This is a genomic window from Halorubrum rubrum (assembly GCF_024494685.1).
Classification (GTDB): Archaea; Halobacteriota; Halobacteria; order Halobacteriales; family Haloferacaceae; genus Halorubrum; species Halorubrum rubrum.
Genome location: NZ_JANHDM010000020.1, coordinates 1 through 25811, shown reverse-complemented (window position 1 = coordinate 25811; position 25811 = coordinate 1). Strand labels below are relative to the sequence as shown.

Genomic DNA, 25811 nt, shown 5'->3' with positions numbered 1-25811 from the left:
ATTCGAAAGTGATAGACCGGCAAGATGGTGGCGAATACCCTTTTCAATGATCTCGCGGGGTGTCCGCTCTCGCTCCACAAATTCCAAGTCGATCCACTCGGTAGACTCGCTGAGGCGGTTGGATTCGGACATGGACATTCGAACTACCGACCGCCTCTTTCTTAACTTAACACCGCGGTTTAACCGACGCATAGTCTTGACCGTGTGGCCGACACGGTTCGGTGATGACCCTGCGAGCCGCGATCATCGGAACCGGAGCGGACCCGGACGAACGCGACCGGACCGGCTACGCGATGGCGTATCGTCACGCGCCGGGGTATCGACGCCTCGACGGCGTCGAGCTGGTCGCGTGCGCCGACATCGTGCGGGAGAACGCCGAGGCGTTCGCCGAGACGTTCGACGTTCCGTCGCCCCACGTCTACGAGGAGTACGAGGAGATGCTGGCGGTGGCGGAACCCGACGTCGTGAGCGTCTGTGTTCCCCCGGCGATCCACGCCGACATCGTCGTCGACTGCGCCGAGAGCGGGATCCCGAGCGCGGTCCACTGCGAGAAGCCGATGGCGACGACGTGGGGCGACTGTCGACGGATGGTCGGGGCCTGTGAGCGGGCGGGCGTCCAGCTCACGATCAACCACCAGCGCCGCTTCGGAGCGCCGTTCACGCGGGCGAAGTCCCTGCTCGACGACGGGACCGTCGGGGAGCTGCGACGGGTCGAGTTCGGTGAGGTGAACCTCTACGACGCCGGGACCCACCAGTTCGATCTGTCGGGCTACTTCACCGACCGGTCGCCCGTGGAGTGGGTGCTGGCGGGTGCCGACTTCAGCGAGGAGAACGAGTGGTTCGGCACGCGGAACGAGACACAGGGCCTCGCGCAGTGGCGCACCGAGAGCGGCGTCCACGGCCTGGCCGCCACCGGCGAGGCGCCGGGGACCGGGCGCGACTTCACCGGGTGTTACATGCGGCTCTCGGGCGCGGACGGGGTGATCGAGATCGGCGTGGATGACGGGCCGCCGCTCAGATATCGGACCGACGGCGGGGGGTGGACGACCGTGGACACCGGCGAGGACGTCCACGGACCGACGCCGGGGAGACTCCGGCTCGGGCTGTCGAAGCTCGCGGAGCGTGCGCCGGTCGGCGACGGAGCCAGTCTCACGCCCACGTCGTTCGTCGAACGGGCCATCGAGGAAGTCGTCGACGCGCTCCGGGAGGGTCGAGACCCCGTCATCAGCGGCGAGCGGTCGCTGTACGCCGCCGAGCTACCGTTCGCCTCGTGGGAGTCGGTCCGGCGACGCGCTCGCGTTGACCTCCCGCTGGAGATCGACGGCAACCCGCTTCGGACGCTCGTCGAGGGCGAGGAATCGGGCTCGACGACGACCGGGATCGGGGACCGCGAGTCGGAGTCGCCCACGGAGTGACGAGCGCCGCCGGCGGTCGGAGCCGTCGTTCGGTTAGGGCGCTACTACGTCGGGTTTTCCGGGACATAACGAAAGGTCGCTGGTCGGTACCAGTCGACGAAATGGACAGTCAACCAGCAGCCGATACGGAGGAGGGTCCGTGACCGTGTCGGGCGACGCGGAGGTCGCCGCGGACGTGACGCTCGGAACCGGTGAGGGAGCCGACCCGGACGTCGGGGACGACGCGACCGTGCGTTCCGGGACGATACTGTACCACGACGTCGTGATCGGCGACCGGTTTCGGACGGGCCACGACGTCCTCGTCCGCGAGGGGACGGAGATAGGCGACGACGTGCTCGTGGGAACCAAGACGATCATCGACGGCCACACCACCGTCGGATCCGGCGTCAGCCTCCAGAGCCGCGTGTACGTCCCCTCCCACACGACGATCGGCGACGACGTCTTCGTCGGGCCGGGCGCGGTGTTGACGAACGACCCGTCCCCGGTCAGAACGGAGGCGGAGCTGAACGGGCCGACCGTCGAGGACCACGCGTCGATCGGGGCGAACGCGACCGTCCTCCCCGGCGTGACGATCGGCCGCGGCGCGTTCGTCGCCGCCGGAGCGATCGTCACGAGGGACGTCCCGCCGGAGACGCTGGCCGTCGGCTGTCCGGCGAGCATCGAACCCCTTCCCGAGGAACTGACCGGCGAGAACCGGATCCGGTGACCCGATGATACCCATCGCGGACCCCACGATCGGAGCCGAGGAGAAGCGCCGCGTCGAGGCGGTCCTCGACTCCGGGATGCTGGCCGAAGGCGAGGTCGTCGACGCGTTCGAGGCCTCGTTCGCGGACTACTGCGGGACCGACTTCGGGCTCGCCACCACGAACGGAACGACCGCGCTCCACGCCGCCCTCGTCGGACTCGGGATCGGACCTGGCGACCGGGTCCTCACGACGCCGTTCAGCTTCATCGCCACGGCGAACGCGGCGCGACTGGCCGGCGCGGCGGTCGACTTCGTCGACGTCGACCCCCGCACGTACAACGTCGATCCGGACGCGCTGGAGGCGCGGCTTCGCGACGGCGACCGCGTGGACGCCGTCGTCGCCGTCCACCTGTACGGACTTCCCGCGGACGTCGGGCGGCTCTCCGAACTGGCCGACGAGTACGATTTCCGGCTCCTCGAGGACGCGGCACAGGCGCACGGCGCGTCCTACGACGGGCGGCGCGTCGGGAGCTTCGGCGACGCCGCGTGCTTCTCGTTTTACCCGACCAAGAACATGACCACCGGCGAGGGCGGGATGATACTCACGGACGACGACGCGGTCGCCGAGCGGGCGCGCCGGTTCGTCGACCACGGCCGGACGAGCGGATACGAACACGAGTCGGTCGGACACAACTTCCGGATGACGAACGTCGCCGCGGCGATCGGGCGCGCACAGCTCGAGCGACTTCCGGCGTTCGTCGAGGCGAGACGGCGGAACGCCGCCGCCTTGACCGAGCGTCTCGCCGACGTTCCCGATGTCACGACGCCGGTCGAACCCGAGGGGTACGAGCACGTCTATCACCAGTACACGGTCCGGGTGCCGAACCGGGATTCGCTCCGGGAACACCTCTCGAACCGGGGCGTGGGGACGGGCGTCTACTACCCGGTCCCGATCCACCGGCAGCCGGCGTACGACGACGTGTCGGGGTCGTACCCGGTCGCGGAGGCGTGTGCCGACGAGGTCCTCTCGCTCCCCGTCCATCCGGGGCTGGACGAGTCGGACCTCGACCGGATCCTCGAGGCTACCGCGGGGGCGATCGCATGACCGTCGACGTCGGCGTGATCGGCGTCGGCTCGATGGGCGGGAACCACGCCCGCGTGTACTCGGAGCTCCCCGGTTCCCGTCTCGTGGGGATCGCCGACGCCGACGTCGGCCGGGCCGAGACGGTCGCGGAGGACGTCGGGACGACGCCGTACGCCGTCGACGACCTGATCGACCGCGTGGACGCGGCGTCCGTCGCGGTGCCGACGCAGTACCACGCGGACGTCGCCGGCGCGTGTATCGACGCCGGCGTCCACGTGCTCGTCGAGAAGCCGTTCGTGGACTCGCCCGAGGCGGGCCGCGAGCTCGTTCGTCGGGCCGCCGAGGCCGACGTGCTCGTTCAGGTGGGCCACATCGAGCGGTTCAGCCCCGCGGTCGCGGAGCTGTCGCGGATCGTGGAGGACGTCTCGCCGATCGCGATCGACGCCCGACGGCTCGGGCCGCCGACCGACGAGGGGCGGTCGATCGACGACGACGTCGTCCACGACCTGATGATCCACGACCTCGACGTGATCCGCTCGTTGGTTCCGGGGGAGGTCGCCGAGATCGACGCGCTCTGTACCGAGGACGGCCAGCACGCGAACGCACAGCTCCGGTTCGACGACGGCACCGACGCCACCCTCACTGCGAGCCGCGTGACCCAGAAGAAGGTGCGCGATCTCACCGTCACCGCGGAGAGCTGTTACATCGAGCTCGACTACCTCATGCAGGACCTGGAGATCCACCGTCAGTCCCGGCCCGAGTACATGAACGTCGAGGGGAACGTCCGCTACCAGCACGAGGGGATCACCGAACGGCCGATGATACAGTCGGGAGAGCCGCTCCGCTTCGAACTCCGATCGTTCGTCGAATCCGTCGCGGACGGGAGCGTCCCGCGCGTCACGGGGGACGACGGGGTCCGGGCGATCGAGCTCGCCGACGCCGTTCGCGAGCGTGCGCGAGGGAACGACGGCGTCCGATCGAACCCCGACGGGCGACTCCCGTCCGGAGTGAACCGATGACTCGGCGCGCCGGACGGACGATCGGGACGGAGGCGTCGGCACCGTTGTACGGGGCCGGCCCGGACGACGAGATCCGAGCGGCCATTGAGGGACGGGACGCCTCGGTCGCAGTGTACGGGCTCGGGAAGATGGGACTCCCGCTGGCGGCGGTCTACGCGGCTCGCGTCGGCGACGTGATCGGCGTCGACGTCGACGAGTCCGTCGTGGCGTCGATCAACCGCGGCGACTGCCACGTGGACCGCGAGCCCGGCCTCTCCGGGCTGACTACCCGCCTCGTCGAGGACGGGGCGCTCCGGGCGACGAGCGACGCGCGGGCCGCGGCGGACGCGGCGACCGTCCACGTCGTCATCGTCCCGACCCCCGTCACGGACGCGAAGGAGCCGGATCTCTCGGTCGTCGACGCGGTGGTCGAGTCCGTCGCCGACGGGCTCTCCCCCGGAGACGTCGTGTTCGTCGAGTGTACCGTACCACCGGGAACGTGCCGCGATCGCGTCGTGCCGACGCTGGTCGACCGAAGCGGGCTTGACGCCGACGAGTTCGGCGTCGCGTTCTGTCCGGAGCGCACGTCGAGCGGGAGAGCCATCGAGGACATCACGGGCGCGTACCCGAAAGTCGTTGGCGGCGTGGACGCGGAGAGCGCCCGCATCGCCGAGCTCGTCTACGAGCGCGTCACCGACAACGAGGTCATTCGCGCCTCGAACGCGAGGACGGCCGAGGCCGTGAAGCTGTTCGAGGGCCTCTACCGCGACGTCAACATCGCCCTCGCGAACGAGCTCGGGACGCTGGCCGACGACCTCGACCTCGACGTCAGGGAGGCCATCGAGACGGCGAACACCCAGCCGTTCTGTAACGTCCACGACCCCGGACCGGGCGTCGGCGGCCACTGTATCCCGTGGTACCCGTACTTCGTGATGAGCCGCGTGACGGAGCCGACCCCCCTCCTCCGGATGGCCCGCGAGGTGAACGACTCGATGCCGGCGTTCACCGCGAGGACCGTCGAGCGGGAGCTCGGCGAACGGGACACGCCGATGGACGGCGCGCGCGTCCTCGTCCTCGGCGTCACGTACCGACCGGGCGTGGAGGAGACGCGAGCGACCCCCGCGGGGGCGCTCATCGCCGAGTTGAGCCGTCGCGGCGCGGAGCCCCTCGCGGCGGACCCGCTGCTCGACGACGACGCGATCGCGTCGTTCGGTGCGGAGCCCGTCGACGTGTCCGAGCTGGGTCGGTCGGATCCCGACGCGGTCGTCGTCGTCACTCCCCACGAGGAGTTCGACGCGATCGAGTGGGACGGGTTCGACGACGTCCTCGTCGTCGACGGACGGGACTCGGTCGGCGACACCGGCCACGAGACGTACACCATCGGCTCCGGACGCCGGTAACGGGCCGGGTCACCGGATCGGGACCCGATCCCGTTCGTCCGCCATCACAGGTATCCCAGGTCGGCGAGCTGCCGTTCCATGGCCGCCGAGTACTCCGCCGTCCCGTTCCTCCGGTGGCTCTCGTCGCGGACGGTCATCTCCCGGAACGCGCCCTCGAGCCGTTCGTCGAGCCGATCGCGGACCGCCGGTCGGTCGTCGCCCACGTCGGTCTCCTCGTCCGGAAGCTCGAACAACTCCGCCCGGTCCGCGCTCTTCAGGTACTTGAACTCGTCCGTACGGAGCGCCGTCACCGGGCTGCCGTGGTAGCGGGAGACGTCGAACTCCGGGTCCGTCTCCAGGTACTCGTCGAAGTGTGGGATCCCCCGCTGGCTGACGGCGACGTCCGGGGCGGTCTCCCGGAGGTCGACGCCGCCGAACTGGTCGTGGCTCACCCCGAGCCGCTCCGCGACGGTTCGGGTCACGTCGACGTGCTGGACGACCGAGTCGCGCGCGCCGTCGATCCCGTCGAGCCCCGAGACGACCATGGGGACGTTCGTCAGGTGGTCGTGGAGGACCAGGTTGTGACCGAGGATCCCCTGTTCACCGAACAGGTCCCCGTGGTCGGCGGTGACGACGAACAGGGTCTTCCCCGCGTCGAGCTCCTGCACGTGGTCGAACAGGGTACCGACGAACTCGTCCGCGTACGCGATCTCCGCGTCGTACATCGCCCGGATCGCGTCCCGCTCGTCCGGCGTGAACGGACGGCCGTTGGCGATCCGTCCGATCATTCGGTCCCGGCTGGCGTACGTCTCCAGCGACAGATCCAGCGCCTCGCGCGCCGAGTACGCGATGTCGTCGGTGAAGCGTTCGATCCACTTTCGCGGGGGCGTGTACGGCAAGTGCGGGTTCGGACAGTGCGTGTAGAGGAAGAAGGGCGAACCGTCCGCCGAAAGCGAGTCCAGCCACCGTTTCAGGGTCTCCCGCATGATGTACGTCTGGTTGTGCTCTCGCACGTTGAGGGAGAATCCCGGACCGTAGCTCCGGGACCGGAGGAGGTACCGTAGCGCCCCGCGGCGGGTCTCGGCGTCGTGGAACGCCCTGCGGAGTAAGAAGAGGTGGTGTCTCTCGAACCCCCTGTCGAGCCCCGTCGCCTCGCTGAGGTACGAGCTCGGCGTGAGACACGCCGTCCGGTACCCTCGTTCGCGGAGGAGTCCAGGGAGCGTGGCGACGCCCTCGGGCAGCGGCTCCTCGGCCTTCCCGTCGTATCCGACGCGGTGTTCGGAGAGGTACGTCCCCGTGAGGATCGAGGCGCTCGACGCCGGCGTCCACATCGACTACGAGAAGCAGTTCGGAAGGGAGACCCCGTCCGGCCGCTCCGCGATCCGACGCAGGTTCGGCGTCGTCTCCCGCTCGTACCCGCACACGGACGCGTTCGCGGCTCGAACGCTCTCGAGCGTTATCCAGACGACGTTGGGACGGCCCTCGCTCATGAGACTCGTTCGTCCGGACGGCGTGATGAGTATACACCGTCTAACGGCGGCGTCGAGCCGTTCGGGACGCCCTTCCGGCGGGTCGGGTAGTCCCCGGACGCCGCGGTTCGACCCCGGCTCCCCGGTCCGTCGAACGGGAACGAGGCCGTCGCCCGCGAGCGATAGCGGGACACGTGTGTCGGACGCGTAGGGTCGGATTACCCACACTCGTCGGCCTCGTCGCGTGGCTCGCGCCGCCGTCCGGTGGAGACGCGAGCGCCTGCCGTGGACCGAGCGGCTACTCCGTCGTCGGAACGAGCCGTCCGCGTATCGCGATCCAGAGCCCTCGGACACCTGGTGCCCCCTCGAGGACCCACAGCGCGACCGCGACGCCCGCGAGGCCGAGGTCGACGACCACCGACCCCTCCAGTCGCGCGTCAAGGAGATACCGGAGGATCCCGGCCTTCGGTTCGGCCGGGGGGGTCTGCGACACCACCGGCCACAGGAGGAACGCCAGGTCGTGGAACCGACCGTCGAGGACCGGCCGGATCGAGTCGCCGAGGAGGTGCGTGTAGTACCCGAACGCGAACGGCCAGCCGGGCAGGTCGAGCCGCCTGAGCACGACGACGACGACCGCGACGATGGCCGTCCCGAGGATGACCGAGTGACCGAGCGATCGGCCGGTCGGGAGCACGTCGAGCGTCCACGCGAGCGGCTTGTCGACGAGGTCCGGGCCCTGGGACCCGACGACGAGGAGCGCCACGCCCGGCCACGTCGGAGGCGTCCGGTACCGGAACCGATACAGCGGCGAGTAGAGCAGGTAGGCGAGCGCGAGGTGTCCCCAGGGCCACATGGGTTGCGCTACTGCGCCCTCGCGGCGGCCGGCCCGTTCGTTCGACCGCTCGGCGCTCCGGAACGGTCCGGCGATGCCGCTCGGGTCCGCGTTCCGGCGCGACTATTGAAATGGCTCCCGCTCGAAGGGGCGGTATGAGTCGAGAGCCGAGCCGAGAGGACCCGGTGAAAGGGGACGAGTACGTGCTTCCGGACGGGTCCACCGAGATCGTCTTTCTCGTCGAGGACGGACGCGTCCTGACCGTCAGCGAGTACGAGAGCGTCGACGCGTTCGAGGAGTCCGTCTCGACCGGACGGTACGCCGGGAGCCGGGAGGAGGTCGCGACGATGCCGGACGTCGAGGCGTTCGCCGACCCCGACCCGGCGACCGACGACTCCGAGAACTGACGGGGGTCCACGGCACGTCCGACGATCTCGGGGACGACGGCGGGCGGAACCGGAGCGACGGCGGAGCGGGTCGGTCACGACCGGTACCAGACGTCGACGGTCCGGTGAGCGTACCCCTTCCCCGCGACGTCGAGCCGACCGTCGTCGTCGAGGTCGACCAGTTTGGCCTCGTGGGTCGGGACGCCGCTGTCGACCAGCTCCGAACCGAACGTCCCGTCGCCGCGGTTCCGGAACACGAACTGCCGCGGGTCGTGTCCCTCCTCCAACCCCATCTCGGCGACGAAGATGTCGAGGTCGCCGTCGCCGTCCAGGTCGGCCACCTGGAGGGAGTGGGGGTTCGACAGGTCGTCGTGGAGGACCGTCAGGTCCCACTCCGGCGGGTCGAAGACGCCGAGCCGCCCTCGGCGGTCGCCCTGGTACGGGAGGTCGCCCTCGGCGACGACGAGCTCCGGGTCGCCGTCGCGGTCGACGTCCGCGGCGACGATCCGCGTCCACTCCCAGCCCTCCGCGACGACCTCGCGATCCCACGAGCCGTCGTCGTTCCGGTGGAACACGTTCGTCCCGGCGACGATCTCCGTTCGGCCGTCCCCGTCGACGTCGACGACCTGGACGCCCTCGACGTTCAGCCCCTCGGCGACGACGTGTCTGTTCGAGACCGGCCACGGCTCCGACCGGGGGTCCTCCGGAACGTCGTAGTAGAAGACGACCTCGCTCTCCTGTGAGAGCGCGAGCACCTCCAGATCGCCGTCGTCGTCCACGTCGGCCACCGCCACGTCGTGGTACTTCTCGAAGTCGTCGGTGACGAGGTGGCGGGTCCACGGGTCCCGCGGATCGGTCGCCTGTTCGAACCAGTAGAGCTCGTGTCGGTTGAGGTTCCGTCCGGTCACGAGCTCGACCCGCCCGTCCCCGTCGATGTCGCCCAGGTCGGCACCGACCGACAGCTCGGGGGACCGCGCGACGTCGTGACGCTCCCAGCCGGGGTTCTCGTACCAGAAGACGTTGTACTCGAGCCGGTCGATGAGCTCCTGGGTGCCGGGGAGCTTCCCGAGGTTGATGCGCTTGTTCAGGACCGGGAGGGTCACGGGGAGCTTCCGCCCCACGGCGCCGACGACGACATCCGGACGACCGTTACCCGTGAGGTCCGTGGTGAGACAGAAGCTCATGCGGGCGGCCGGCGGGTCGTCGTCGATACGCTCGTGGTCGAACCGTAGCCGTCCGTCGGCCTGAAGCGACATGCCGGAGAGTGCGTCGGGGGAGACATTGTAACGTTGCTGTTAACGCGCCCGCGGCGGCGTTCGGCGCGCGTACCGCGCGGCGTCTCGGGGAGTCGTCGTCTGGCCACGGGCGTCACGCCGCGAGGTTCCGGTAGATGCGCTGGAAGTCGGTCGTCACGTTCCACCCGCTCACCAGCTGGAGGAACAGGACGTTGACGCCGAAGACGGCGACGCCGACGGCGACGAGGAGGATCAGACTCACCAGCGACCCGAACGGCGAGATCCGTCCCAGGTACCAGACGACGAGCCCCATGGGTACGCTCGCGAGGAGGGGATAGACGAACTCGTACGCGATGGATCGGACGGGCATGTCGATGGCGCGGGACGTGATGTAGACGTCGAGCGGGAGCATCGGGAAGACGAAGATCGTCGTCACGGTGAGTGCCGTCCCGACGATGCCGAAGGCGTCGGTCATCGGGTAGATGAAGACGGCGATCAGGAGAACGCGCAGCGCGGACAGCTTCGTGACGTAGTCCGGCCGACCGATCGCCTCCCAGACGGGACCGAACGTCCTCGCGATCGCGCGCATCAGCCCGTAGAACGCGAGAACCTGCATGGCGGGCACGGCGGGCATCCACTCCTCGCCGAAGACGGTGAGGATGAACTCGGGTGCGACGGCGGCGATCCCGATCGCCGACGGGAAGGCGATGAGGGTGGCCATCCGGAGCGTCTTTCCGAACGCGTTACGCAGCTCCTCCTCGTCCGACTGAAGCTTCGAGAACGCGGGGAACATCACGCTGGTGATCACTTGCGTCAGTTCCGTCGCCGGGGCGTTGGAGAACCGGTAGGTGTACTGGTAGTACGCGAGCGCCGTCGGCGTGAGGAACCAGCCGACGAAGGCGTCGTCGCCCTCGCTGTAGAGGAAGTACAGTATCGACGAGCCGGTGAGCCACTTCCCGTAGTCGACGAGCTCCTTGGCGACGTCGAGGTCGAACGACGGGGAGGGCCGGTACCCGTGGATGGCGTACGAGATGAGGAGCTTCGCGACGTCGGCGGCGACGAACCCGAAGACGAACGCCCACGCCGTCGGGTGGACCAGCGCGTACCCGGCCCCCACGGCGAACTGGGTAGTGTCTCCGCCGATCTTGTACACGAACTGCTTGTGAAAGTCGAGGTCCTTCTGGAAGTATACGATTCCGGGGTTCCGAAACCCGAGTATGAGCGGTGAGAGGCCGAGAGCCTGTATCAACCGGACCGCTCGCGGTTCGCCGAAGAACGCCTCGCCGACGAACGGCGCGACGAGGAGGAGGACGGCCGAGATCAACACTCCCCGACCGATCTCCAGGACCCACGTCGTGTTGAGGTGGCCGTCGATGTCGTCCTCCACCTTCTGAATGAGCGCGTGGTTGAGGCCGATGGTCGTGAACCGCCTCGTCGCGCTCAGGGTCAACAGCCCGATGCCGACGAGGCCGAGTTCTCCGGGGCCGATGAGTCTGGCGAGCACGGCGAGAAACCCCAGCTGGAGTCCTCGACCGACCACGTTCTGGCTCGCAAGCCAGGCCGCGCTCTTGACGGTGCGTTCGGCCGTCCCCCCGCTTGGCGTCAGCCGTTCGACTAGCGCTCGTAACTCGTCGAGCGGACTCATCGGGGGGAGGCGGTACCGCCCACGGATCGAGATCTCGGCGGCGGGGCACCGGGCGCGGTCGTTCGTTCCATCGAGTCGTCGTAAACACGGATCGGCACAATGTAATTTCACTCCTAATTCGGTCGAGGTCGGGAAGCCGGCGGGAAGACGGGGCCGTCGTTCCCGAAAGTCGACCCGCGTCGGCCGCCCGTGTCAGCCGTCTCTCGTCGGGGAGGCGACAGCGAGGACGAACCGGTTAACCGCCGATGAACTACCTCGGGGGCGACCGATCTCGCGACCGATGCGAGACGAGACCCGCCGCACGTCGCTCCACGGACGGCTCCATCGATCGCCGAACGGCGTCGGTATCGCTTCGAGAGGCATCGACCGACGTCGGCCGAACGACGGCCGGAGGCGCCGATGAGCGAACCGACGGTGCTGTCCGTCGTCGGCGCGCGACCGCAGTTCGTCAAGGCGTTTCCGGTGTCACGGCTGCTTCGCGAGCGCGTCCGGGAGGTGCTCGTCCACACCGGGCAACACTACGACTTCGGGATGTCGGACGTGTTCTTCGAGGAACTCGACATCCCCGAACCGGAGTACAACCTCGGCGTGGGGTCGGCGAACCACGCGGTCCAGACCGGCGCGATGCTCCGCGAGATCGACGCCGTCGTCGAGTCAGAGGAACCGGATCTCGTCCTCGTGTACGGCGACACCAACTCGACGCTCGCCGGTGCCCTCGTCGCTGCGAAACGGACCGTCCCGGTCGGGCACGTCGAGGCGGGACTTCGGAGCGGCAACTGGTCGATGCCGGAGGAGGTGAACCGGGTGCTCACGGACCGCTGTTCCGACCTGCTCTTCGTCCCCTCCGAGCGAGCGGTCGAGACGCTGGCCGCGGAGGGGATCACCGACGGCGTGACGGTCACCGGCGACGTCATGTACGACGCCGTCCTGCGGGTCCGGGACCGGACGGCCACGGAGGCGACGGTGCTGGACGACCTCGATCTCGGTCGCGGCGAGTACGTCCTCGCGACGGTCCACCGGCAGGCCAACACGGACGATCCCGAGCGGCTGGCCGCCATCGTCGAGGGGCTGGCGTCGTCGCCCCGTCGGGTCGTCGTCCCGTTGCATCCGCGGACGAGGAACGCGCTGGACCGTCACGACCTCCTCGAGCGGGCGAGCAACGCGCTGACGCTTATCGACCCGGTCGGATACGTCGACTTCGTCGAGCTGCTGGCGGAGGCCGAGCGCGTCGCGACCGACTCGGGTGGGGTCCAGAAGGAGGCGTTCTACCTCGACGTTCGATGCGTCACCCTCCGCGACGAGACGGAGTGGGTCGAGACGGTCGAGGCGGGCTGGAACGAACTCGTCGGGGCCGACGCCGGGGCGATCCGCCGGGCGCTTCGGCGGACGGACGAGCTCCCGGAGAAGCCGCCGCTGTACGGCGGCGGGCACGCGGCGGAGCGGGTGGTCGACGGCGTCGTGGCGTTCCTCGAGCCCGAGGCGTAAACCCGCAGGGACGGCCCGCGGAACCGTTCCGTCCCTCGACGGGCCGACGCGTCACTCCAGCGGCGGACCGACGCGTCACTCCAGCGCCGGCGTGAGGTACCGCGAGATCCCGTGGGCCATCCACGCCTGACACCACCGCATGAGCGTGGTTCGCTTCGTGTAGAACCGACGTTTCTCGTGGTAGAACGCCCCCTTCCGGTTCGAGAGGTTCGTGACGGCCCACCCGATGATCCGGCGGGCGAACTCCTCGTCGCCGAGCATCGAGAACACGACGGCCCCCTGTGCGGACGAGTGAACGTCGCGGGGGTACTCGTTCGCCTCGTCGAACCGCGGCGCGCCCTCGTCGGTGAACAGCCCTCGATAGAACGGGAGCGCGTCGGCCAGCGTGTCGGCGTACCGCTCCGTCCCGCAGATCTCCTGGTACCTGAGCAGGGACTCGACGACGAAGCCGTTGTGGAAGTTGTCCATCGAGAGGTGGGACGTCTCCGGCGGGTCGCGGTACATCCATCCCCCCTCGTCCGTCTGCTGGGCCGCGACGTAGTCGAGGACGTTCCTCGCGCCGTCCTCGAGTCGGTCCTCCCCCGTCACGTCGTAGAGGTTCGTCAGGAGCCGCGCGCCGAGCGCGTTGGCGTTCAGCGTGTAGTGGTCGCCCGTGTCGATCGGTTTGTACTTGATCCGGGCCCCGTCCGGGTGGCTCGAGTAGTCGAGGTCGTCGAAGACGAAGTCGGCGGCGGTGACCGCGACGTCCCGGTACGAGGGGTCGACGTACTCTCCGGCGGCCAGGAGCGCCTTCACCGCGTACGTCGTTCCGACGATACCTGGGTCGTTCGGGAGGGTCCGCTTCGAGAGTCCCTGGAGCGGGTGTTTGTGGCCCCCACAGAATCCGCCGTACCCCGTGCTCCGGTTTTCGACGAGCCACTCCGCCAGTTCGCGGGCGTCCTCGCGGAACCGGTCCCGGCCGGTGAGTTCGTACGCCCGAAGGTTGGCGATGGTGAACAGCGCGACGCCCATGAAGTTGCGTCGCGGTTCGACGCCGAGGAGCGGCCGGACGTTGACAGGCGACCGTCGGACCGTCTGCTGGAACACGAGGTTCACCCACTTGTTGTCCACCGGTATCGCTCGGAGGAGGCGGCTGCTCTCGCCGTCGTAGAGGTCCCATCCGCGGTACTCCCGTTCGCGAGCGTAATCCAGCGCGCCGACGAGGTGGTGGAGCGCCCACGGGTCGGAGCGTGCCCGGTCGGCGTCGTCCGCGGTCGGGGCGGGGACGTGCGTGCCGTCCGTCATTCGAGGTACCCGAGGTCCTCGAGCCGTTTCTCCAGCTCCTCGTCGGCCGTGGCGTCCCGTTCGCCGCCGCCGCCGCCGATGGGATCGCGGTCCTCGCGTTCGGGAAGGCCACCCGTGAACGGCTCCTCGAACGCCTCGCCGTGCATGTCCGTCGGAACGGGCGAATCGAGGTATCTGAGCACCGTGGGCGCGACGTCCAGTATCGATCGCGTCGGAAGCTCGCCGGCGGCCACGTCGGGGCCGTGTACGAGCAGGGTGCCGATCGGGTGGTTGCCGGAGGTCCACGACGTGACCTGGCGCTCGACGACGGACGGCGTGACGCCGCCGTACACCTCCCACTGCTCCGCCGCGACGACCATCAGGTCCGGGGCCTCGTCCACGTGGTCGCCGCTGTACACGTCCTCGGCGTACGCGACCGATTCGAACGGGGACTCGCCGTCGACGGAGACGTCCTCGAGTTCCGCCTTGAGTTCGTCCCGGAACCCTTCGGCGTCGTCGCCCAGGCGGTCGCGGTTGAGGTATATCGGGCCCTGGCTCAGTGCCACCGCGTCGGACTCCGCCCAGTTCACCCGATTCGCGAGCTCGAACGTCGGGATCGGATACCCGGATTCGACGACGCGCTCGTAGAGGGGCTCGGGGAGCACCCGGCGGGCGAGCGCGCCGGCCGTCCGCGGCGAGATGCCGGCCCGCTTCAGAAGCGAGTAGACGCCGCCGGTCACCCCGTCGCTCGCCTTGCTCTCGATGGAGAGGTACCCGTTGTCGATGAGGTACTTGTTGATGACGAACGTTCGCTCGATGTGTGAGTGGCCGTGATCGGAGTAGACGATCGTCGTCAGATCGTCCGGCAGCTTCCCCAGGTACTCGTCGATGAGCCTCCAGCCGCGCTCGGTCTCCGGACCGTCGCCGAAGTGGTGCTGGAGGACGTTGATGTAGAACACGGTCAGGTGGACGTACGCGAGCTCGCCCGTCTCGAGCGTCTCGAGCAGCAGCTCGAACCGCGAGCGGATCACGTCGAGCGCCTCCTCGACACCCCCCGGAGCGTTCACGTCGTCGACGCCGACTCGCCAGTCGTACTCCCGTCGCAGCCGGTCGTGGAGCCCCGGCGGGTACGTCATCGACTCGGCGTCGAGGTCGACTTCGAATGGCGCGCCGAACCCGGAGACCATGACGCCGTCGACCTCGGACGGGGGGTAGGTCATCGGAACGTTCAGCACTCCACACCGCCTTCCCTCCTCGGAGAGGTAGTCCCAGACGTCGGCCGTGTCGAACGAGTCGGCGGTCGGCGAGGTGAGACGGCCCGTCTCCCGGTCCAGGTTGAGCCACCAGAACACGCCGACCTGTCCCGGATTCTTCCCGGACGTGGAACAGCGCCACGCCGGACAGGTCACGGGGGGGAGGACGGTCTCGAGCGGGGCTCTCGTCCCCTCCTCGACCATCCGCTCCAGGTTCGGGAGCTTTCCGTCCGCCATCATCCGATCGAGCTTGTGCCACGCCGCACCGTCCAATCCGAGCGAGAGTAGTTCGGTCATCTATCCGAACCTCCTGTAGAGATCCGAAACGACGTTCATCGCGCGCGTTCCCCGTTCGATCTCGAAGTACTGGACCGCCGTCGGGTTGTACTTCGACTTGTACCGACAGAGGTGCCGGGTGTTCGCGCCGACGAAGTTACACGTCGACCGCCCGGCTGCGATACCGTCGACCATCGATCGCCAGTTCAGGACGTCGTTGATCGGCACGTCGACGTCGACGTCCGGCTTCGGTGACCCCTGCCAGAGGGTCACCCGGTCCCCGCCGTGGAGCGTGAGGCGACCGCTCACGGGTCGGTCGTCGACCTCCGCGACGTAGACGAGGAGGGTGTCGGGTCCGAGGACGTCGCGGAGGTCCGCGACGTACCCCTCGTCGAGGACGAGCCCCCCGTCGCCGTCGTCGTATCTGGCGTTTATTCGACCGAGGACGTACTCCAGTCCCGCGTCGCCCCGCCGTTCGATGGTGTACGACTCCTCGGGCGTGTTGCGGATGGACTTCCGCGCGTCCCTGGTCATCGACCGTATCAGCGCCTCCTCGCCCGCGGACAGGTCGATGTCGTAGGTGTAGCGCGGGGAGACATCGAAGTCGTTCCACTGGAACGGGCGGACGTCGTCGTACCCCTTCGGCGAGACGACGTGGAAGTAGTTCGGATCGAGGTGCGCTTCGATCCAGTCGAAGCTGGCCTCGACGAACCGGTTGTTCCGCTTCTCGAAGCGTCGTTGCTTGAGCTTTCGGTAGTTGACCAACACGGGACCGAGGGAGGGAACTCCCATTCCCGGCGGCGGAGAGAACGCCGTCGTCACGGGCCCCTTCCGCAGTTCGAACACGGGAAAGACGCCGACCGGCTCCTGTCCCTTGAACCCGACCAGCGGGTGGAGGGTGGCGTCGCTGTGGTCCTCGATGACGCGCAAGGCGTCCCATCGGTGGAACAGCGTTCCCATCGGGGAGCCGTCGACCTGGCCGTCCCAGGTGCCGTCGAGGCCGTCCAACCGCTTCGAGTCGGCGCGCTCGACCTCGATCGTCATGCGTTCCGTCCCCTCCCGTCCGAGGTCGAACGACAGCGCGTTCGTATCGGCAGCCGTCTGTACATCTAGTGGCTCGAACAGCGGACCGTCTCCACATCGTTATACGCTCAATACCTCGGATCGCGCCATCGGCCACGAGGGCGTTCGGCGGCGAGTCCGGCCGATCGACGAGGCCGGCGGTCCGGCTCGACGGCGAGCGGTCGTCGGTCGACGCGGGGTGACGGGCGGACGGCACGGCGGCCGGAACGGGGCGCGCGACCGGTCGCCTACTCGGTTCCTAACGGCCGAGGAGACTCGGCAGGATCCAACAGCTCACCCGGTGACCCGACCCACCCGCGGGAGTCCAGCGCGTACTCGACCATCCAGCGATACAGACGGCGATACCCCGGAAACTCGCGTTCGTTGAAATATCGCGGGTGCCACAACGCGGTCATGACCGCCCCGTTTTCGGCCGCTTCGTCGACGAGGTCGGCACAGACCGAGCGGGCCGACTCGAAGTCGTCGCCGGGGTCCGGCAGCGCGACCTCCATCGCGGTGAGCGGGAACACCACGAACTCGTCGTCGAACGGACGAACGAGGTCGTATCCGTGGGTGAACCCCACGGACGAACTGGACCCGAGGCTCGCGTCGTATCGCAGTCCGATATCCCGATGGTGTTCCCACGTCCCGTCGGAGAGTTTGAGGTGGTGTTGTCGCCCGCCGTTGACCTCGTGGCCCAGGATCGATTCGAGCGTTTCCTTCTCCTCGGCAAGTCTGTCCCGATCGGTCGCGGAGTGGAACGATCCGTGAAGTCCCACCTCCCACCCACCCTCGTCGAGTCCACGGATGACCGACGCGATCGCGTCGTCGGTGGGATCGTATCTCCCCGCATGTTCGAGGAGGTTCGCCGGTCGGATCCACTCCCGTGGTCCCTGGCTCGCGAACAGGCTCGGCTCGTTGAGGAAGTAGAACGCCGACCGAACGCCGAGTTCCGATTCGAGCTCCATGATCTCCTCGAACTGCCAGTACGGCTCGACGCCCGGTCGAAGCGACGAGAGGTGGTACAGCGGGTTTCCGGAGAGCGCGGCGTACAGAGCCTGGTACGTCTTGTACGGTCTATCGACATCGTGTGTCAGACACAGCGCGAACTCGTATCCGTCAGGGGCCGCGGTCCGCGTCGGAGCGGCGGGTTCGATGGGTGGTTCCATTGGCCTCGGGCGCGGGACGTCACCGGTGGGCTGCCCGGAGACGACGTTCGACCCACCCCAACCGCCGCGGGGACTTCGTTACACGCCGACATCCCGGCCGGCCGGGGAGGTAAACCTCGGCGTAACACCGGCCAGCGTGAACTCATCGGCGCGAACCCTCGGCGAGTGACGCGACGTCATCGTCGTCCCCGAAGGTCGGCGAGGAAGGGACCCTCACTCCGTGGACCGGAACGTCGCGACCGCGGATCCGCGGAGTTCGAGCTCGTCGATGGAGCCGGTGAACCAGTACGCGTCCACGCCCCTGTGCACGACGCCGACGACGGAGTCCTCGTCGGAGTTCGGTTCGAGCGAGTCCCACTTCCCGGCCCCCCGAGTGGAGTGCTCCTCGCTCTTCGAGACCCCTCCGGACGCCGAGATCCGATACGAACTGACCTCGTTGGTCTTCGAGCCGTCGAACTCGATGAGGTTGAGTTCACCCGACCCGTCGGCGCCGTCCATCAGTTCACCGTTGCGGTACACCTCGACGCCGCCCGTGACCGTGAGGTCGGTGACGACGCCCGAGAACCCGTACACGTGCGTTCCGTCCTCGATCGCCCCTTCGGCGCTCGAGTCTGAGACGTTGTCCTCGATGTCGTCGGTCGAACTGCTCCCGGCGGCTATCTCCCCTGACACCGTGAACTCGTAGCTGGTGGCCTCGCCGTTGCCGACGAAGCTCAGCGTGTTCGGGAGGTCGTCCTCCTCGCCGAGCGCGGCGAGGTCGTCGTCGTCGAGGGGAGTCCCGTCGACCGTGACGGTGACGGCGTCGGGGTCGGTGACGGCGACCTCTTCGAGCGAGCCGGTGAAGTGGAACGCCGCGCGACCCGTCGTCGAACCGCTCGCCGTGCCGTCCTCGACGGTGGCACCGTCGCCGGTTGCTCCGGGCACCACCGCTCCCGACGCCGAGAACTCGAACCCGCTCGCGTGGTCGTCGTCGGACTCGACGGTGAGGACGTTCTCGCCGAGGACTGCCGGGTCGACCTCTCGGAGGTCCTCCGGATTCTGGAGCACGTAGTCGTCGACCTCCAGTTCCACGTCGTCGTCGGCGAAGTAAACCGTCGCGTACTCGAGATTGCTGCCGGAAAACGCCGTGAGATGCCCGTCGAGGTAGAAGTCGTCGACGCCGCGGAGCCTCCCCGTACGGCCGGAGACGGTGTCCCCGTCCGGCTCCTCCTGTGCGTACTCCCCGCTCTCGAGCCCCTCGCTGGCGGTCATCTCGTACCGGGCCACCTCGCCCTCCCGCGTGTGGGCCACGACGACCCGGTTCCCGCTCGTCTCCTGGTCCTCGCTCGTCCCGTCGAGCGCGGCGAGGTCGTCGTCGAGGGGAGTCCCGTCGACCGTGACGGTGACGGCGTCGGGGTCGGTGACGGCGACCTCTTCGAGCGAGCCGGTGAAGTGGAACGCCGCGCGACCCGTCGTCGAACCGCTCGCCGTGCCGTCCTCGACGGTGGCTCCGTCGCCGGTTGCTCCGGGCACCACCTCACCCGACGCCGAGAACTCGTAGTCGACCTCCGTGTCGTCGGACTCGACGACGAGGACGTTCTCGCTCAGGACGGCGGGGTCGGCCTCTCTGAGATCCTCGGGGTTCCGGAGCACGTAGTCGTCGACCTCCAGTTCCACGTCGTCGTCGGCGAAGTAAACCGTCGCGTACTCGAGATTGCTGCCGGAAAACGCCGTGACGTGGCCGTCGACGTAGAAGTCATCGACGCCGCGGAGCCGCCCGGTGCGGCCGGAGACGGAGTTGCCCTCCGGCTCCTCCTGTGCGTACTCCCCGCGCTCGAGCCCCTCGCTGGCGGTCATCTCGTACCGGGCCACCTCGCCCTCCCGCGTGTGGGCCACGACGACCCGGTTCCCGCTCGTCGCGGGTTCGGACGCGGAGTCGTCGCTGGAGTCCCCCTCGGTGGCGTCCTCCTCGCCGGAGTCGGATCCGTCGCCCGTCTCTCCAGTCGACCCCGAGTCGTCGTCCCGCCAGGAGTCGAGGACCGGCGCGGGACAGCTCTCCTCGGAGGTGAGGTTGGTCGTCGTGACGTCCGCACTCTCGAACATCGTCGCCCGTCCGCCGACGTTGACGTTCGTGTCCTCGATCGTCGCGTTCGACGTCCCCTCGAACCGGATCCCGTCCGCGTTAGGCATCTGGATACAGCTGTTCTTCACCGTCGTCCCGTCGCGTCCTCGGATCTCGATCGCCGGTCGCCCGCTCCCGGTGCCTGTGACGGAGACGCCGTCGAGGAGTGATTCGTACGGGGTTCCGGCCTTCTCCGTCGATTCGGGCTGTATCAACACCGGATAAATATCGTCCTGGTTACACTCGATGCGCGTGTTTCGGACGGTCATCCCGCCGGTGTCGCCGTTGTTCAAGATACCCGCGACGCCGTTTCCGGCGTTGTCGATGACGATATCACAGTCCTCGATGAGCGGTCCGTTGTGTTCGTGCTTCGCGCTCTGGATCCAGATACCGCGGTTCAGTTGGACGCCTTCCGGATCCTTGATTTCGGCATCGGGATGGAGGTCGTCGATGTCCATGACGATGGTGGTGTTCTTGATCCACGAGTCGTCCCCGGTAACGCGGACTGCGGAGTGTGCGCAGTTCTTGAAGTAGCTGTCCTCGACGCGGACGGGGCCGTACGCCTTCCCGGCGTAGATCGCGGACTCCGTGGCGTTGTGGATCTCGAGGTTCCGATACGTGATGGTCCCTTTGGACGAGGGACCATTGAAGATCGTGAGCGTCGTGCTCGGATACGACGGGAACTGGGTCGGTCCCCTCCGGGTCACCCCGTCGACGAGCGCGGAGCCGTCGGGATCGGTGATGCTGAAGATGAGCAGCTGTTCACCGCCGTGTGGTGCCCATCCGTTGACGAGGAGGTCCGTTACGTAGACATTATCCGAAAATATCCCGCGCATCAGCGTCATCGAACTGTCCCATTCGTCGCGCCGGTCGAGCGTTACGGACCCGACGTAGAACCCCGACTGATCGCGGTCGGGCCGGAACATGGTCGGTTCGGTTCCGGAGACGGGCTTGAACACGACGTCTCCGCGGTCGCCCGTCGTGCTCTCGATCCCGAAGTCGTCGGCGCGGAGCCGTATCGAATCGCCCACGAGATACTCGCCGGGCGGGAACCGGACGAGCGTGTCCCCCTCGTTCGCGACGCCATCGAGAACCTCGTCTACGCGCTCGCCGTCGGCGATCCCGAGGTCCGTGTCCGCGTCGAGCACCCGTCCGAATTCGATGCCGTTCCGTTCCGCCGTTCCGCTCGACGAGGCGAGGGTCGTACCGGTCCCGGTTCCGACGACCCCGACGGCCGCCGCGCCGAATCGAAGGTACTTCCGCCTATCGAGGAGAACGGTCCCCCCGTCTTCCGGTCGTTCGGAGCTGTTCTCGTGTTCGCCGAGATCCGCTTTCGAATCCGTCACGACCGTTATTCAGACATTAATTACGTTAAGTATTTCTTAATATAATCATCCATATACTCGTGAATTTCAGACTTATTCAGTTGTTTCAGAGTGACTTTCCTCAGTCGATGAACGAACTCCTACCTCGGCGTAAGCGCCGATTACCGCGAGTTACGGAGTGATTAACGCGAGGAGGACGTCAACCACGGAGCTTCTCGAACCGAAGGCTGTCGTCGTCTCCACCCGAGACCAGCACCGCGGTCACGTCGTCGTCGACGTCTCGAAACGGGAAGACCGTCCGGCCCTCGGTGACGTCGAGAGTAGTCGTCTCACCGGCGTCGAGAGAGCCCCCGTTGACGTCCGCTTCGCCGTTCATGCTGAACTCGTTGTCTCCCCTGAACTCGATCGAGTAGTCCTCGAGCGAGCCCGACGGCCGTTCGATACGTAGCGGGACCCCGTTGGTTCGAACCGTCACGTCCTCGAAGACGGTTCCGTCGCAGCCAGCGACGTCCACCCCGTGACGTGCGCCGAAGTCCCTCTCGGAACGGATGGAAACGTTCCGAAGCACGGAGTTCGGTCGGCCCCTGATCTCGATGGCCGGCTCCGTACGTCCGTACTCCGAGAACTGTACGTCCTCCAACACCACGTTCCAGGGCCTATCGACGTAATCCGAGGGATCCGTCGCCCGGAACGAGGGGGAGTCGGTCCAGTTTTGGAGAGTGGAGTCGCGCATCGTCATGCCGCCCTGGTTGTGCGATATCTGTACGAGCGCCTGCGTTATGAACGTCGATCGGAGCTCGAGTTCCGTGTCCTCGATCAGTCCGCCCGAGTATCCCTTGTCCCCGGATTGCATTCGGATCCCACGCATGTTCCCCTCCACGCCTCGGTTGTCGGGATGGAAGTCGTCCGAGTCGATGACCACGGACACACCACGTATATAAGACCCCTCTCCGGAGATCCGGACGCCGTCGTTTCGATTGTTCTTGTAGAATCCTCCCTCGACATGGACGTCGCCCGGACACTTCGACGCGTAAATTCCGTTCTCCCCGGCGTTACGTATATCGAGGTTTCGATACGTAATGGTCCCTTCGTGTGCTTGACCGGAGTAGACGCAGAGTTCGTTCTCGGGATATGGGGCGAACACTTGCGGTCCCGTTCGGACGAACGTGTCGACGACGGCCCGGCCGTCCGGGTTCACGACGTTCAACAGAAGCGCGCTCACGCCGTTGGGGTCGCTCGTCGGGTTCGCTCCGGCCTTCTCGACGTTGTGGATCCGGAGGTTGTCGTCGATGAACAGCGTCATCCCCATGCTCCGGTCGAACTCCGGTCCCTGATCGAAGACGAAGTTCTCGAAGAACAGATCGGTTCCCCGTCCGTGTATCTCGAACTCGATCCGGGAGCCCTCGGTCGTGACGAACCTCACGTCCGTCCGTTTCTCTCCGAGACCCGCCAGTCCCCAATTCGATACCTCCGCGACCGATATCGGTTCGGCGATCTTGTACCGACCCGGCGGGACCTCGATCAACGCGTCGTGTTCGAAGCTCCTGACGAGCCACGGATCGATGCGACGTTTCCCCTCCGGGTCCCATCCGAGGTCTTCTACCGCGTTGAGACGCTCTTCGAACCCGAACTCCTCCCGGAGTCGCTCCCACCTGCTTTCGGTTCGGGACTCGGGTTCGGTGGGGTCGGATTCGGGAGGGTCCGGGGACTCGGAGCGGCTTTCGGTTCCGTGCGACTGATCCTCCCGTTTCCGGTCCTCCGATCGTCCGCTACAGCCGGCGATCGATCCACCGAATCCCGCCGCTAGGGAACCCAACAGCGCTCGGCGATCCATTACTACTTGGCGGTGCGTGACGAGTTTAGTTAGTCCGTTCCTATCCTCCGGGCCAAGCGGGTGATCGTCGCGTGGAGCGGCCGAGCGGGTCGGTAAGCGATCGGTAATCCCGGTGCGGAAAACCGGACCGGGCGGCGGCTCGAATCGGTACGGGAACGGACGGGTGACACCCCCCCGTAACCGCCCCTCGGGCACCAGTTCGTTTGGACGGCGACACGCGGCCGGCGAGGACCGTGGGCCGGCCTCCCCGACGGGTCGGTCCGTTCGCGGTAGATTCTCCGTAACTATACCCTCGACCGTCCAAGCTATCTCGAACTGATGCGCGTCGGCATATTCACGAACACACCCGCACACGTCCACCTGTATCGAAACGCGATCGCCGAGGTCGAGGAGGACGGCCACGACGTGGTCGTCTTCGCGCGTGACGACGGTTGCGCGCTCGACCTCCTGGAGTACTTCGGCATCGATCACTACGTGTACGCGAGCGTGGACAACGCGAAGCGGAACCTGTTCGTCAAGCTCCCGAAGCACCTCCGGAACATCCATCGGATCGTCCGAAAGGAGGAACTCGACCTCGTGTTCGGAATGGGCATCTACTCGGCGTTCGCCGGAACGGTATCGCTGACGCCCACCATCCTGCTGACTGACTCGGAACCGATGGCGATACGACACGTCGGAATGTCTCTCTCCCCGTTCATCGAAGCACTCCTGACGCCCGAGTCGTTCACGCGCGACCTGGGAAGGAAACATTACACGTTCGACGGGTTCAAAGAGACCGCGTATCTCCACCCGGACGTCTACACGAGCACGGGGTCGATCCGGGAGGAGTTGGGCGTCGGAGACGACCCGTACGTGTTGATCCGGTTCAACGCGTTCAACGGCCACCACGACGTCGGGCGTCGCGGGTTCACGTCCGAACAGAAGCGGAAGCTGGTCGACCGGGTCTCTGAGCACGCGACGGTGTTCATCTCCGACGAGACGGGCGTCCTCGATTTCGACGAGAGCGCCGCGCGAGCGTACGACGCACATCCGGCGCTGATACACGAGGCACTCGCCGAAGCCGAGCTCCTGATCGCGGACACACAGACGATGATCACCGAGGCCGCCCTCCTCGGAACCCCCGCGATACGTTCCAACTCCTTCGTCGGCGACGGGGACATGGGGAACTTCAAGGAGTTAGAACGTGCGAACCTGGTCTACAACTTCTCGGAGTTCGCTCCGGTCGTCTCGACCGCCGAGGAGCTGCTCACCCGGTCGGACACGGACGAGGTCTGGGAGCGAAAACGAACCGAGTTCCTCTCGGACAAGTGTAATCTGACGGCGCTCATCGTCGACGTCGTCGAGCGGGTCGACGCCACCGGATCGATCGACGAGGCGGTTCGGAGCAACCGCGACCTGATCCGTCGTCGGGGGTTCCCACTCTCGGTGACGTGACTGCTGAACGAGGACGTACGTCGAGCGTGTTCGTCGAACAGATCGCTCCCTCCACGCCGACGGCAGGTACGTCCCCGTGGTGACTCACACGACGTCGTACAGTCCGATGAACAGCGAGTCCGTTTCGAGGGGACGCGTGTTGACACCGTACGAATTCCACATCAGCACCTGTTTGTCGATTCGGGCCCACTCACGACCCGGATCGACGTCGGACATCATCAACAGCATATCTGCGTCACGAGCGGTTGCGACCTCCTCCACGCCGTCGAGTAACGCCACGAACGCCTCGTCGTCCGCGACGACGGTGTCGAGAACCCACGCCTCCAGCGTGTCGGCGGTCTCCGTGAGAACCACCGGGGCGGCCCCTACGATCCGGTCCCGTCGTCTCGCCGTGACAACCGCGAATCGACGGGGGTGATCCAGGAGATGTCTGACGTCCGCGATCGACCGCCGGAACGCGAGGTCGTATTCGTTCGTCACCTCGTCGTACAACGTCGCCATCGATCCGAGGAGGTCCTCGTCGACGGTGGGTCGGGTACGTATCTCGACGTCGCCGGCAGGTCCGGGCCGACCTGACGACAGCCGCCGTCGCAGACTCCCTCCGAGCGAGTCGCTTCCGGCGATCTCGACGGCGGCGGTCGTCGCCCGTTCCGGGAACGGGATCGAGATCGACCGTCCGGGATCGCCGGTCGATCCGTCGAGCAGTCGATCGAGCCGGAACTCGTCCCCGCCGGTATCCAGCGTGATCCGACCGCCGAACCGATCGAGTATGGCTGCGACGACCCCACTCTCGTCGAGGGCGAGTCGTGCGTAATGCGGGATCACGTTCCCTGGCGAGAGGACGCGGAGGTACAGCGGAAGCGTCCGGTAGTTCCAGCCGCGGTCCAGCCCGACCTCGAACGGGACGTGCTCCTTGCGGGTGAACAGGCTACAGAAGTCACTCCCGTCCCGTTCGATCGCCGATTCGGTCGCCTTCCGGATCTGCGAATAGAGCCCTTGGCCCCGATGTCCCGCGGCGATACAGGCATCACCACACACGTGGAACTCGTAGCCCCCGGTTTCCCCCTCGATAACCCGCTCGAACATCCCGCGGAATCCGACGAGGTCACCGTCCCGAACGATCCGATACCCAGTCGCGGTGTCAGCACCGGGTCTGGTATACTTCCAGTTCAGGAACCGACCGTCCCCCCAGCGCTCGAAGCATCCGTTCAGCAGGTCGAGCAGCGGCTCCTCGTCCGGAAGGCCTCGAACGACTCGATACCGGTTCTGCATGGTCGATCGGTCGCAGTCGGTTCGGCTGGATCGCCGTCCGCCTTCGATTCGCCGAGATCGTTCCGACTCGGTGTCGAAGGTCACATGTAGCCGAGGTCGCGGAGCCGCTCCATGAGGTCCTCTTTGTCCTGGGCGCGGCCGGCGCGTTCGGTGGTGTTCTCCAGGTCCTGGAGCCAGGCGGGCTCGCCCGTCGGTTTTTCGGTGCTGAC

20 protein-coding genes and 2 pseudogenes are annotated in these 25811 nt (G+C 67.2%); 8 read left to right on the top strand and 14 right to left on the bottom strand.

The features are described 5' to 3' along the window. Window positions 1–132 (bottom strand): annotated as a pseudogene (locus NO889_RS16315) (IS6 family transposase); the annotation flags it as partial. A gap of 92 nt (window positions 133–224) precedes the next feature. Between NO889_RS16315 and NO889_RS16310 the strand changes: the two are divergent. The 5 genes from NO889_RS16310 to NO889_RS16290 all read left to right on the top strand — a co-directional run bounded on the left by NO889_RS16310 (window position 225) and on the right by NO889_RS16290 (window position 5582). Then, the gene (locus NO889_RS16310; protein WP_256413279.1) at window positions 225–1415 is read left to right on the top strand and encodes a Gfo/Idh/MocA family protein; all 1191 of its coding nucleotides are present in this window, start codon (window positions 225–227) and stop codon (window positions 1413–1415) included. 139 nt (window positions 1416–1554) lie between these two features. Next, on the top strand, window positions 1555–2121 hold the full coding sequence (locus NO889_RS16305) for an acyltransferase (RefSeq protein WP_256413278.1): 567 nt from the start codon (window positions 1555–1557) through the stop codon (window positions 2119–2121). Between the two features lie 4 nt (window positions 2122–2125). Continuing rightward, on the top strand, window positions 2126–3205 hold the full coding sequence (locus NO889_RS16300; protein ID WP_256413277.1) for a DegT/DnrJ/EryC1/StrS family aminotransferase: 1080 nt from the start codon (window positions 2126–2128) through the stop codon (window positions 3203–3205). Then, window positions 3202–4203 carry a Gfo/Idh/MocA family protein gene (locus tag NO889_RS16295; RefSeq protein WP_256413276.1) on the top strand — a complete coding sequence of 334 codons (1002 nt, stop codon included), beginning with the start codon at window positions 3202–3204 and terminating at the stop codon, window positions 4201–4203. The genes NO889_RS16300 and NO889_RS16295 overlap by 4 nt, the downstream gene beginning before the upstream one ends. Next, window positions 4200–5582 (top strand): nucleotide sugar dehydrogenase, encoded by a 1383-nt coding sequence (locus NO889_RS16290; RefSeq protein ID WP_256413275.1) that lies wholly within the window; start codon window positions 4200–4202, stop codon window positions 5580–5582. The genes NO889_RS16295 and NO889_RS16290 overlap by 4 nt, the downstream gene beginning before the upstream one ends. Before the next feature lie 44 nt (window positions 5583–5626). On the opposite strand, the gene NO889_RS16285 is transcribed toward NO889_RS16290, so the two are convergent. From NO889_RS16285 to NO889_RS16275, 3 genes are all read right to left on the bottom strand, one after another. Beyond that, window positions 5627–6892, bottom strand: a complete 1266-nt coding sequence (locus NO889_RS16285; protein WP_256413274.1) for a sulfatase-like hydrolase/transferase — start codon at window positions 6890–6892, stop codon at window positions 5627–5629. A 3-nt stretch (window positions 6893–6895) separates the two neighbouring features. Next, entirely contained in the window at window positions 6896–7051 is a 156-nt protein-coding gene (locus NO889_RS16280) for a sulfatase-like hydrolase/transferase (RefSeq protein ID WP_256413273.1), read from the bottom strand. Window positions 7052–7328: 277 nt separating this feature from the next. After that, entirely contained in the window at window positions 7329–7883 is a 555-nt protein-coding gene (locus tag NO889_RS16275; RefSeq protein ID WP_256413272.1) for a metal-dependent hydrolase, read from the bottom strand. Window positions 7884–8017: 134 nt separating this feature from the next. On the opposite strand from NO889_RS16275, the gene NO889_RS16270 reads away from it, so the two are divergent. Next, window positions 8018–8269 (top strand): hypothetical protein, encoded by a 252-nt coding sequence (locus NO889_RS16270; protein WP_256413271.1) that lies wholly within the window; start codon window positions 8018–8020, stop codon window positions 8267–8269. Between the two features lie 74 nt (window positions 8270–8343). Here NO889_RS16270 and NO889_RS16265 read toward each other — a convergent pair whose 3' ends face one another. Beyond that, a complete protein-coding gene (locus NO889_RS16265) occupies window positions 8344–9504 on the bottom strand; it encodes an FG-GAP repeat domain-containing protein (protein ID WP_256413270.1) in 1161 nt (386 codons plus the stop codon). Window positions 9505–9616: 112 nt separating this feature from the next. Continuing rightward, the gene (locus tag NO889_RS16260; protein WP_256413269.1) at window positions 9617–11128 is read right to left on the bottom strand and encodes a lipopolysaccharide biosynthesis protein; all 1512 of its coding nucleotides are present in this window, start codon (window positions 11126–11128) and stop codon (window positions 9617–9619) included. A 399-nt stretch (window positions 11129–11527) separates the two neighbouring features. Between NO889_RS16260 and wecB the strand changes: the two genes are divergently transcribed. Further along, a complete protein-coding gene (wecB, locus tag NO889_RS16255) occupies window positions 11528–12613 on the top strand; it encodes a non-hydrolyzing UDP-N-acetylglucosamine 2-epimerase (protein ID WP_256413268.1) in 1086 nt (361 codons plus the stop codon). Window positions 12614–12688: 75 nt separating this feature from the next. Here wecB and NO889_RS16250 read toward each other — a convergent pair whose 3' ends face one another. From NO889_RS16250 to NO889_RS16225, 6 genes are all read right to left on the bottom strand, one after another. Beyond that, on the bottom strand, window positions 12689–13897 hold the full coding sequence (locus NO889_RS16250; protein WP_256413267.1) for a glycoside hydrolase family protein: 1209 nt from the start codon (window positions 13895–13897) through the stop codon (window positions 12689–12691). Continuing rightward, window positions 13894–15426 carry an alkaline phosphatase family protein gene (locus NO889_RS16245; RefSeq protein ID WP_256413266.1) on the bottom strand — a complete coding sequence of 511 codons (1533 nt, stop codon included), beginning with the start codon at window positions 15424–15426 and terminating at the stop codon, window positions 13894–13896. Before NO889_RS16245 ends, NO889_RS16250 begins: the two co-directional genes overlap by 4 nt. Beyond that, the gene (locus tag NO889_RS16240; protein WP_256413265.1) at window positions 15427–16449 is read right to left on the bottom strand and encodes a GNAT family N-acetyltransferase; all 1023 of its coding nucleotides are present in this window, start codon (window positions 16447–16449) and stop codon (window positions 15427–15429) included. It abuts the gene before it with no gap. A gap of 266 nt (window positions 16450–16715) precedes the next feature. Next, window positions 16716–17636: a polysaccharide deacetylase family protein gene (locus tag NO889_RS16235; RefSeq protein ID WP_256413264.1), complete on the bottom strand. Its 921-nt coding sequence runs from the start codon at window positions 17634–17636 to the stop codon at window positions 16716–16718. 213 nt (window positions 17637–17849) lie between these two features. Next, window positions 17850–21083: a hypothetical protein gene (locus tag NO889_RS16230; protein ID WP_256413263.1), complete on the bottom strand. Its 3234-nt coding sequence runs from the start codon at window positions 21081–21083 to the stop codon at window positions 17850–17852. Between the two features lie 178 nt (window positions 21084–21261). Further along, window positions 21262–22896, bottom strand: coding sequence for a hypothetical protein (locus tag NO889_RS16225; RefSeq protein ID WP_256413262.1), 1635 nt, complete (start codon window positions 22894–22896; stop codon window positions 21262–21264). Between the two features lie 318 nt (window positions 22897–23214). On the opposite strand from NO889_RS16225, the gene NO889_RS16220 reads away from it, so the two are divergent. Then, window positions 23215–24330 (top strand): DUF354 domain-containing protein, encoded by a 1116-nt coding sequence (locus NO889_RS16220; RefSeq protein ID WP_256413261.1) that lies wholly within the window; start codon window positions 23215–23217, stop codon window positions 24328–24330. 84 nt (window positions 24331–24414) lie between these two features. Here the strand turns inward: NO889_RS16220 and NO889_RS16215 are convergent, their stop codons facing one another. Both NO889_RS16215 and NO889_RS16210 read right to left on the bottom strand, forming a co-directional pair. Then, window positions 24415–25602, bottom strand: a complete 1188-nt coding sequence (locus NO889_RS16215; protein WP_256413260.1) for a hypothetical protein — start codon at window positions 25600–25602, stop codon at window positions 24415–24417. Between the two features lie 80 nt (window positions 25603–25682). Then, window positions 25683–25811: pseudogene (locus tag NO889_RS16210) on the bottom strand (phosphoadenosine phosphosulfate reductase family protein); the annotation flags it as partial.

Bases quoted from the DNA above. Each gene is read 5' to 3' on its own strand.
- NO889_RS16310 (WP_256413279.1), top strand. From the start codon at position 225: ATGACCCTGCGAGCCGCGATCATCGGAACCGGAGCGGACCCGGACGAA.
- NO889_RS16300 (WP_256413277.1), top strand. From the start codon at position 2,126: ATGATACCCATCGCGGACCCCACGATCGGAGCCGAGGAGAAGCGCCGC.
- NO889_RS16295 (WP_256413276.1), top strand. From the start codon at position 3,202: ATGACCGTCGACGTCGGCGTGATCGGCGTCGGCTCGATGGGCGGGAAC.
- NO889_RS16290 (WP_256413275.1), top strand. From the start codon at position 4,200: ATGACTCGGCGCGCCGGACGGACGATCGGGACGGAGGCGTCGGCACCG.
- NO889_RS16285 (WP_256413274.1), bottom strand. From the start codon at position 6,892: ATGTGGACGCCGGCGTCGAGCGCCTCGATCCTCACGGGGACGTACCTC.
- NO889_RS16280 (WP_256413273.1), bottom strand. From the start codon at position 7,051: ATGAGCGAGGGCCGTCCCAACGTCGTCTGGATAACGCTCGAGAGCGTT.
- NO889_RS16275 (WP_256413272.1), bottom strand. From the start codon at position 7,883: ATGTGGCCCTGGGGACACCTCGCGCTCGCCTACCTGCTCTACTCGCCG.
- NO889_RS16270 (WP_256413271.1), top strand. From the start codon at position 8,018: ATGAGTCGAGAGCCGAGCCGAGAGGACCCGGTGAAAGGGGACGAGTAC.
- NO889_RS16265 (WP_256413270.1), bottom strand. From the start codon at position 9,504: ATGTCGCTTCAGGCCGACGGACGGCTACGGTTCGACCACGAGCGTATC.
- NO889_RS16260 (WP_256413269.1), bottom strand. From the start codon at position 11,128: ATGAGTCCGCTCGACGAGTTACGAGCGCTAGTCGAACGGCTGACGCCA.
- wecB (WP_256413268.1), top strand. From the start codon at position 11,528: ATGAGCGAACCGACGGTGCTGTCCGTCGTCGGCGCGCGACCGCAGTTC.
- NO889_RS16250 (WP_256413267.1), bottom strand. From the start codon at position 13,897: ATGACGGACGGCACGCACGTCCCCGCCCCGACCGCGGACGACGCCGAC.
- NO889_RS16245 (WP_256413266.1), bottom strand. From the start codon at position 15,426: ATGACCGAACTACTCTCGCTCGGATTGGACGGTGCGGCGTGGCACAAG.
- NO889_RS16240 (WP_256413265.1), bottom strand. From the start codon at position 16,449: ATGACGATCGAGGTCGAGCGCGCCGACTCGAAGCGGTTGGACGGCCTC.
- NO889_RS16235 (WP_256413264.1), bottom strand. From the start codon at position 17,636: ATGGAACCACCCATCGAACCCGCCGCTCCGACGCGGACCGCGGCCCCT.
- NO889_RS16225 (WP_256413262.1), bottom strand. From the start codon at position 22,896: ATGGATCGCCGAGCGCTGTTGGGTTCCCTAGCGGCGGGATTCGGTGGA.
- NO889_RS16220 (WP_256413261.1), top strand. From the start codon at position 23,215: ATGCGCGTCGGCATATTCACGAACACACCCGCACACGTCCACCTGTAT.
- NO889_RS16215 (WP_256413260.1), bottom strand. From the start codon at position 25,602: ATGCAGAACCGGTATCGAGTCGTTCGAGGCCTTCCGGACGAGGAGCCG.